4 protein-coding genes are annotated in these 3,323 nt (G+C 44.5%); 1 reads left to right on the top strand and 3 read right to left on the bottom strand.

All coding sequences use genetic code 11. From position 1 onward, the window contains the following. From C2L80_RS13340 to C2L80_RS13330, 3 genes are all read right to left on the bottom strand, one after another. Positions 1 to 770 (bottom strand): DnaB-like helicase C-terminal domain-containing protein (locus C2L80_RS13340; protein WP_204600616.1); only part of this gene is annotated, 770 nt, incomplete at its 3' end. Positions 771 to 779: 9 nt separating this feature from the next. Next, positions 780 to 932, bottom strand: a complete 153-nt coding sequence (locus tag C2L80_RS14715; RefSeq protein WP_420820277.1) for a helix-turn-helix domain-containing protein — start codon at positions 930 to 932, stop codon at positions 780 to 782. A 284-nt stretch (positions 933 to 1,216) separates the two neighbouring features. Beyond that, on the bottom strand, positions 1,217 to 2,473 hold the full coding sequence (locus C2L80_RS13330; RefSeq protein WP_157941101.1) for a tyrosine-type recombinase/integrase: 1,257 nt from the start codon (positions 2,471 to 2,473) through the stop codon (positions 1,217 to 1,219). Positions 2,474 to 2,818: 345 nt separating this feature from the next. On the opposite strand from C2L80_RS13330, the gene C2L80_RS13325 reads away from it, so the two are divergent. After that, a complete protein-coding gene (locus C2L80_RS13325) occupies positions 2,819 to 3,202 on the top strand; it encodes a hypothetical protein (RefSeq protein WP_103263368.1) in 384 nt (127 codons plus the stop codon). The last annotated feature ends 121 nt before the right edge of the window (positions 3,203 to 3,323 follow it).

Genomic DNA, 3,323 nt, shown 5'->3' with positions numbered 1-3,323 from the left:
TCGGCCGCCTCGGTCAGGCTGAACCCCGCCGCGACGGCCTCCACGGCGAGCTCCCTGGTCTCCAACGGGTACATGCGGACTCCAATCCGGACACCGGAGTGTCCAACTTTTTGTCCGCACCCCCATGACAATACAACAACGGGTGTATGCTCTATATGAGCAATCTTAGCCAGCTCCTTCGAAACTCTATCTAATGCTGTTGTTGTAGTTCCCTGATAATCTCCCAAATATAGTTGTTGTATATAATCAACCACAAGGCAGGGAGTAGATTCTTGTTCAGCTTGCCACTTTTGCAATGAATATTTGATTTCTTCTACGGTATGAGGAGGTATAGGTTCCCCCTGATTAAAAGACTCGTCAATGATAATGTATTTGCTTGAGATGAGCTTGTATGCGTCATTAAGTAGTTTGTTTGATGGTGTTGTTTCAAACAATTGTAGAATACTTTTTTCATTTGCTTCTATGCTTACATCAATCCTATTCGCCAGAGTGCATAATGAACGTCGCAAAATTTGCTCACGACTTAACTCAACACTTAGATAAAAGACGGGTCGGTTTTGTAAAAGAAACGCAATTGCTAAGTTAATTGCAAGATCCGTTTTACCAAAACCAGGCATTCCTGCCACAACAATCATTTCATTACGACATCCGCCATCAAAAACTTCGTCAAGTGCAGATATACACGTTTTAAGCGGTGATGAATCCTGCATCAAAAGTTCTTTAGGATTACTTGCCCATGATGAACAAGGTTTAAAGCGTTTTGTCATCATAAGACCAACCTACCAGTTTGTTGGAATTTGATCATGTGTACGCAAATAGTGTTCAAGGTCGGCACGCCTAATCCTAATGGTCCTACCAATTGTTTTGTGGGGTATCGCCTTAGTTATACGATATGCGGTAGAGCGTGAAACACATAGTTCTTCCTGTAGCATTCGTACAGAAATCCATTCATTAGGGTCATAGTACTTCATGGTATCCTCCGTTTCATCTTGTCTTCTAACGTTTGACAGAAGAATACGGAGTTGTCATTTATGGTGCAGAGTGAAATGATTTTTCAGGTTCTCTAAGACTCTCTAAGAAGCAATTTCTCTATTCCTTCATATTTACGCTTACGCGTGTGCGCTTTTTAAAAGCGCTCATGCGTAAGCATAACAGACTATTATGCTTTCTGAGATTCTTCTAAAAAGTTGCTACCACAGATAACACTATTCCAAACTTACTTCATTTCTTTAGAAGTTAGATAGCTGTTGAGTGCGCTGGTTGCCAATTCATCATTAGCATCAATAGCGTGAGCGTAAATATCTAATGTGGTAGAAACCTCACTGTGACCCAAACGGTGCTGAACCGTTTTTACATCAACTCCAGCTGCAATCAATAAGGTGGCTTGCGTATGGCGCAATTCGTGAAAACAAAGACCTACGTACTCACTCTTGCGTTTTCTGTGCCATCCATCTTTTTTACCCTGGTTGTCCTTGTAATCGCTTGTGTCTAAATACTTACCAAACCCATGTTCTACGCAAAAATCTCTAAACCAGCGACTATATCCACGAGAATCGAAAACACCACCATTCCAATCATTGGTACATACAACCGTGGAATCAAATTGATTTTTCCCATAAGAAGCAAGTTCTTGTTTCTGAATGCTTTTCCAATCTAGTAAATAATCTACTGTTTCATCGTCAATGCTAATCAAACGAAATCCAGCACGACTTTTTGGTTCTTTAAACTGACCGTAATCGTCAAGCTGTTGAGCCACGTGTATCTTTTTGTTTTTGAAATCGACATTAGCCCACGTGAGCCCCAAAACTTCACCTTTCCGCATACCTGTTTTCATACCAATAAATACACCAGCAAGGCGTGAAGTTCGAGGCATATCAATCAGGATTTGATGAAGACGAGCAAACTCTTCAATACTAAGGCTATTACGAGTTTTCACTTTTGGACGTCTCGTATCAATTACCAAACAGGGATTATCGCGATAGTCAATTAAACCCTCCAAAACAGCTTGACGGTAAATACTTTTGAGAAACTTCTTTATGCGATATATCTGGTTTACAGTCGCCCCCTCTTTTTTAACGAATGCTGTACAGCGCCTATTAATGATGCCAGCGTTCAATTCGTCAAGGCGAATAGAACCAAATAGAGAGTTAACTAAACGTGCACTTGCTTTATAGCTTTGGATAGTCGATAAAGCTAATTCTTGAGTAGTCTCTTTAACTTCAATGAACTCTTTGCCATATTCTTCAATGTTAGGCATTGCTCTTGTTGGATGAGTGCGTTCGTGTTCCTCTTGAAGAAGTTCTTCTTTGTATATAGCTAGCTCGTTCCAAACTTGCCTTTTCGTACAATAAACAGTTTTCTTTTTTGAGCGACGATACTTTCCTGTTGCTGGATCTTTACCAAGACAATGACGAATTCTGTAAACCTTACCAGGAATGACTTCCTCAACCGATCCTTTACCTATTATTTCCACCCTGGGACCCCCTGACCTAATGCTAAAAAACATCCTGTTTTCACTATATAAGGGCGAAAAATGGGCGAATGCTTTTGAGACCCCAGAGGACAAGGGGTTACAGGATTCCATAATTTGGGGATTTACCTGGGGCTTTTAATTCCTATAGTTGTCGGTTGTAATGCGTTTTCCCAGGTCATGCCCGCTGGGGGTCAAGGGGTCGCAGGTTCAAATCCTGTCAACCCGACCAGATGAAAACGCAGGTCGGAAGCTGAAAACGCTTCCGACCTGCTTTGTTTTTCGAGCCTGTGAAGGGTCGTCGTTGTTGCCGTTTTCTGCCAAACCGTCGACAACGAAGGAGGCCGCATGAGCCGTGACCGCATAGCCACCGTCATCGCCAATCCCCTGGCTGCCGTCCGAAGCGATGCCGAGCTTCTGGACTTCGCCGCCCACTGCGCTCAAAGCGTGCGAGAGGACTCCTCTGACGAGGCTCTTGCGGAAAGCTCCCGAAAGCTCATCGTCGCGGTCACGGCCCTTTTGCGCGATTGGTTCCCGGCTTCGGACTACACGCCGCTGGGGACGACGACCCTGCTGTCGATGGCCCTCATGCGCGGGAAGTACGACAGCAAGGCGAACTTCTCCTGCCGCAAGACCCCTCTCGACCTGATGTTCAACCAAATCGAATCCGGTGAGAAGTACGTTAAAGACGTAAGCGGCGGCTGGAGCTGGCGCAAGAGCTCCCTTGGGTAACGTACAATTTTTTGCGCACTTTGACAGCAGGATAGCGTCCAGATAGGAAGGAGGGCACGGCCCGCCCCGGTATGATTCGAGTTGTCGAGACAAGAAGCATATTGGAGGAGAGCCATGCCCG

The organism is Rubneribacter badeniensis (genome assembly GCF_002899695.1).
In the GTDB taxonomy this organism is placed as follows: Bacteria; Actinomycetota; Coriobacteriia; order Coriobacteriales; family Eggerthellaceae; genus Rubneribacter; species Rubneribacter badeniensis.
The sequence above is the reverse complement of the archived record's forward strand: the minus strand, read 5'-3'. Positions and strand labels throughout refer to the sequence as shown.